4 protein-coding genes and 7 tRNA genes are annotated in these 5,054 nt (G+C 33.5%); 1 reads left to right on the forward strand and 10 read right to left on the reverse strand.

The window, feature by feature from the left end:
* The first annotated feature begins 281 nt into the window (after positions 1–281).
* On the forward strand, positions 282–2,282 hold the full coding sequence (locus AC5M21_RS15780) for a penicillin-binding transpeptidase domain-containing protein (RefSeq protein WP_117599145.1): 2,001 nt from the start codon (positions 282–284) through the stop codon (positions 2,280–2,282).
* A 35-nt stretch (positions 2,283–2,317) separates the two neighbouring features.
* On the opposite strand, the gene speD is transcribed toward AC5M21_RS15780, so the two are convergent.
* The 10 genes from speD to AC5M21_RS15830 form a co-directional block, all read right to left on the reverse strand.
* The gene (gene speD / locus AC5M21_RS15785) at positions 2,318–2,716 is read right to left on the reverse strand and encodes an adenosylmethionine decarboxylase (RefSeq protein ID WP_117599146.1); all 399 of its coding nucleotides are present in this window, start codon (positions 2,714–2,716) and stop codon (positions 2,318–2,320) included.
* Positions 2,661–3,809 (reverse strand): bis-aminopropyl spermidine synthase family protein, encoded by a 1,149-nt coding sequence (locus AC5M21_RS15790; protein ID WP_238637661.1) that lies wholly within the window; start codon positions 3,807–3,809, stop codon positions 2,661–2,663. The genes speD and AC5M21_RS15790 overlap by 56 nt, the downstream gene beginning before the upstream one ends.
* An 84-nt stretch (positions 3,810–3,893) precedes the next feature.
* Positions 3,894–4,166, reverse strand: coding sequence for a CD3324 family protein (locus AC5M21_RS15795; protein WP_008789211.1), 273 nt, complete (start codon positions 4,164–4,166; stop codon positions 3,894–3,896).
* 231 nt (positions 4,167–4,397) lie between these two features.
* Positions 4,398–4,473: transfer RNA gene (locus AC5M21_RS15800), tRNA-Glu, on the reverse strand.
* A 3-nt stretch (positions 4,474–4,476) separates the two neighbouring features.
* Positions 4,477–4,552: transfer RNA gene (locus AC5M21_RS15805), tRNA-Asn, on the reverse strand.
* Positions 4,553–4,559: 7 nt separating this feature from the next.
* A tRNA-Gly gene (locus AC5M21_RS15810) sits at positions 4,560–4,633 on the reverse strand.
* Positions 4,634–4,639: 6 nt separating this feature from the next.
* Positions 4,640–4,728 (reverse strand) — tRNA-Leu (locus tag AC5M21_RS15815).
* Between the two features lie 13 nt (positions 4,729–4,741).
* Positions 4,742–4,817, reverse strand: a tRNA-Lys gene (locus AC5M21_RS15820).
* Positions 4,818–4,827: 10 nt separating this feature from the next.
* A tRNA-Gln gene (locus AC5M21_RS15825) sits at positions 4,828–4,903 on the reverse strand.
* An 8-nt stretch (positions 4,904–4,911) separates the two neighbouring features.
* Positions 4,912–4,995, reverse strand: a tRNA-Tyr gene (locus AC5M21_RS15830).
* Positions 4,996–5,054: the final 59 nt, after the last annotated feature.

A 5,054-nucleotide genomic window follows, 5' to 3' on the forward strand; every position in this document is an offset into this window, starting at 1 on the left:
AAATAAACTTGTAAAGATGACTAGTCATCTTTACAAAATATATTATACGAGGAGAAGAAAAAAGAGAAAAAGAAAGGGAAGTAGAAAAAATCCCTTTGAGGGATAGCGAGAGTCAAAAGCGATAGCTTGAGCGAAGTGAAAGCAGCGCCTTGAGACGCGAGCAAGTAGCAAAGGCTTATAGCCGCAGAGAAAACCACGCCTTTTAGACGTGGTTTTTATTTTTGTTTATCAAATGGAAAGAACGTGCTATACTTAATTTGTAAAATAAGGAGGGGAACCTAATGTATGATGTATATGTAAATAACAACAATAAAAAGAAACTTATAATTATTGGGGGAGCAGTTATTGGTGTTATACTGATTGGTTTTTTTGTATTCTTTTTATTAAGTGGTGATGGTAAAGAAAAGAACTTGAAAGATTTTTATGCAAAAATTAATAATCAAAAATATGATGAAATGTATGCAATGATAAGTGATGATGCAAAATCCACATATACAAAGGAAGCTTTTATAAAACGTAATAAAAATATTTATGATGGAATGGAAGTGACTGATATAAATATTGATGTTGTTTCTACTGATGGTGATAAAATAACTTATACTGTCAATATGAAAACGGTTGCTGGATCAACAGAGTTTGAAAATACAACACAATTCAAAGATGATAAAATTATATGGAATGATTCCTTTATATATCCTGATTTAGGAAGCACTGATAAAGTGCGTATCGTTGAAGACAAGGCTCAAAGAGGAAGAATTTTAGATCGAAATGGCACTGTTTTGGCTGGAAAAGGTGAAGCGTATTCAGTTGGACTGGTTCGTGGTAAATTGAATGGTGAAAATGATTATGATAAGATAGCCAAACTGTTAGATCTAACAAAAGAAGGTATACAAAAAACAATGAGTGCATCTTGGATTAAAGATGATTCTTTTGTTCCATTAAAGACAATTTCTAAAGATGATAAGAATTTAGAGAATGATTTATTAGCTATTGCTGGAGTGAAGTTAACTACAACAAATATACGCTCATATCCATATGGAAAAGTAACATCACATTTAGTGGGTTATATGCAGAAGGTAACAGCAGAGGACTTAGATAAGCATAAAGGAGAAGGATATACTGAAAATTCTTATATTGGACGTAGCGGAATTGAAGCCGCTTACGAAAAAGATTTGAAAGGGAAAGATGGTATTGAAATTTATATACAAGATGATAGTGGTGAACGTAAGGCATCAATTGCACGACAGTTAAGAGAAGATGGGAAAGATATGACTTTGACTGTTGATATAACATTGCAAAAAAGTTTATATAATCAATTCCAAAATGATAAGAGTGCATCAGTTGCAATGAATCCAAAAACTGGTGAAGTTTTGGCTTTGGTAAGTACACCAACATTTTCTAGCAATGATTTTATTTTGGGGATGAGCACAAGTCAATGGAATGCATTAAATGATGATAAAAATAAGCCGTTATTAAATCGTTTTAGATCAACATGGGTTCCTGGTTCATGTATGAAACCAATAACTGCTGCAATAGGTTTAGAGACAAAGTCATTGGATCCTGCAAAGGATTTCTCATCAGCTATGAAATGGCAAAAAGATTCAAGCTGGGGAAGTTATTATGTCACAACATTACATGCTCCAACGCCTAATAATCTTAAAAATGGACTGGTTTATTCAGATAATGTTTATTTTGCAAAGGCAGCATTAGAGATTGGTGCGGATAATTTGGTAAAAGGATACAAATCTTTAAAGATTGGTGAAGAAATTCCTTTTGAGTTATCATTGAATAAATCACAATATAGTAGTGGTGATTTCAAGGATGAAATACAAATTGCAGATAGTGGGTATGGACAAGGACAAATCTTGTTGAATCCTGTACAAATGGCATCAGTCTATGGAGCATTTGTGAATGAAGGAAAAATGATGGCACCACATGTTGTAAAAACAACGGAATCTTCAGTATGGGCTCAACCATTTTCAAAAGATGTTGCTAACGAAATCAAAGAAGATTTAATTCAAGTTATTAGTGATAAAAATGGAACTGGACATTCTTTCTATAACAAAAATGTTGTTTTAGCTGGGAAAACGGGAACAGGTGAAATTAAAGATTCACAAGATGATACTGAAGGTACAGAAGTTGGATGGTTTACTGTTATGACTACTGATTCATCTCAGCCGATTGTTATTTCGACAATGGTTGAAGATGTTAAAGGACGTGGTGGTAGCAATTATGTAACAAATCGTATGAAAGCTCCATTAAATGAATATTTAAATAAATAAAGATCACAATGTGAAGTGATCTTTTTAATATCGTCTTATTTGTCATTGTTAAAATGAACTTTTCTAAAGAGTGTATGATAAGTTATATCTTCTGTCTCAAAGAAATTCTTGATGTATGAAAAAATGTTATCAGGAATATTTTGTTTACATGAAAAAATATCAATTGCTACATATTTATATTCTGGCCATGTATGAATAGCGATATGGGAGTCTGCTATGATGGCCATGATAGTATCTCCTTGGGGTGTGAATGAGTGACTATGAATACTGAGGACAGTTGTATTCATAAGTTTGGATATTTGATGTAATAAAATAGTTAGATCTTTCTTATTTAACTGGCATTGTGAAACATCGATGCATACTTCTTTGCCTACTCTTTTACAAATTTCTAACTCTTTTGTATAAACAGAATCTATCTCCTCCACATTTTTCACATCCTTCCTTTTTTAATTCTTCAATTGTATTAAATTTAGATTTCTCATTAATCTTATATATTTTCTTGCATTTTTTGCATTGATATGAGCGGGTTGTAGGGTTCCTTTTGCCAGTATAAATCATTGCCTTATTATCAATCAAAGGAACTGTAGTTTTGTTTGTCGTTATGAGATGGTAAAAATCACTCTGACTACCTAGAATGCTACCGCCTTCATATTGATTAAAACCAATTATCATATCTAGAAGAAGGATATGATTTTCTACCCATAATTTTTGAATTGTGTACAGAAATTGGTAATCCATTTTAAAAAATGATATATAACATGATAGATTTTCCTCGTGTTTTAAACATAAAATAGCTCTGGATAAAAAGAGGGTTATTCCATTAATCGTATATGGTGGATCCATAATAACAATATCCATAGTTCTTTGGAATCTATTTTCTAAAGTGTCTCTAAAGTCACATACATCTACATGAATTTGTTTTTGAATATATGGTGGACTTTGTTTAATATAGTTTAAAATACGAATATCTTTATCTAACACATGTATATTTTTTTGAGGTTGATTTGTAAATATATATGCATTAAATGTGGCAATAATAATACTCATACAATCGTCGTCACCTAGACAGAGAATGTTTCGATGAAGCAATTTTTCTTTTTTTAACATATATTGTACTCTTTTGATAGCGGATTCTAGTGTACATTTTGCTTGGTCAATTGTGACATCAGCACTTGGACGGTTATTAAAGTAATCTAAAAGCCAAGAAAATTTTGTCATAATTTCTAATGCCGATGTGTTAGATAAATAATGATAGTGTTTTAAATTAAGAGATTTTATATGAAAACTTAAATCGATGATTTCGATTCCAGATTTAGTTAAAGAAAATCCGCTCCCCTTTTCTAAAATATTTAGTGATTGTAACTCCTTTTTTATAGCAACAATAATAGGGATTGGGATAGATAATGTTTGGGCTAATTGCTTTGAAGAGTTATATGAAAATAATCGTATTTCTAAAAGATAGTCTTCGATTTTTCTTTTACCCTCACGTAAAAGTACTTTGTTGTATATAGTGTCTACAAGATTCATGAACTTAAACCTCCTTGTTTTTAAGTAAAACATGAATATGATAGTATTACGACCTCAAACTTATTTAAGAAACAAAAAAGCGCCTTATGCGCTTCTTTGTTGACGTATTATTCTTTGTATTGTTTTATGAGATAAATAATAAAGAGTTGCTAATTGAATAGTTGAATATCCTTGTACATATTTTTCAAAGATTTCTTTATTTCTTTGCATTGTATACTCTTTAGTTTTTGTATTTGTACCCCATTCTTTAATATTCTCTTTCTTTTTTGGAATATAAAGATAATCACCATCTACATATTCTTGTATAACTTGTAATATCTCAATGGGTAATATGTCAGTTGCTTTTCTATAGCTCATGTTGTTTCCTCCTAAATAAACATTTATCTAGTCGTAAACAAAAGCTATCATGAGACTCTGTAAATAGCTTTTGCTTACAGAGTTAACCCCAGTTTCGATAATTTATTCATAGAATACTCCTTTCTATTACGCTTTTCAATTATAAAAGGGTAGTTGATTGTTGTCAAGGATAACGATTTTCAATAAAAATATAAATAAAAAAAACGATCAATATGATCGCTCGTTATCAAATGGTGACCTGTACGGGATTCGAACCCGTGAATGCATGCGTGAAAGGCATGTGAGTTAACCGTTTCTCCAACAGGCCACATGGCGCTTGAAGTAGGACTCGAACCTACGACCGATCGGTTAACAGCCGATTGCTCTACCAACTGAGCTATTCAAGCAAATCAATGGAGCGGGTGATGGGAATCGAACCCACGTAGTCAGCTTGGAAGGCTGAAGTTCTACCATTGAACTACACCCGCATTGAATGGTGCCCAGGGCCGGAGTCGAACCGGCACGGATTTTAAGGTCCGCAGGATTTTAAGTCCTGTGCGTCTACCAATTTCGCCACCTGGGCTTATTCAGTTAAATGGTGACCCGCAGGCGACTCGAACGCCTGACCCTCTGATTAAAAGTCAGATGCTCTACCAACTGAGCTAGCGGGTCATACCTTTTATGGCTGGGGTAGCTGGATTCGAACCAGCGCAATGACAGAGTCAAAGTCTGTTGCCTTACCGCTTGGCTATACCCCATTCTTAGATGGTGGAGAGGAGTGGATTCGAACCACCGAACCAAAAGGAACTGAGTTACAGTCAGCCGCGTTTAGCCACTTCGCTACCTCTCCATCATGGTGCCGGCTAAAGGACTTGAACCCTCAACCTACTGATTACAAGTCAGTTGCTC

This window comes from Coprobacillus sp. (assembly GCF_984815275.1).

Bases quoted from the DNA above. Each gene is read 5' to 3' on its own strand.
- AC5M21_RS15795 (WP_008789211.1), bottom strand. From the start codon at position 4,166: ATGAGCTATAGAAAAGCAACTGACATATTACCCATTGAGATATTACAA.
- AC5M21_RS15780 (WP_117599145.1), top strand. From the start codon at position 282: ATGTATGATGTATATGTAAATAACAACAATAAAAAGAAACTTATAATT.
- AC5M21_RS15790 (WP_238637661.1), bottom strand. From the start codon at position 3,809: ATGAATCTTGTAGACACTATATACAACAAAGTACTTTTACGTGAGGGT.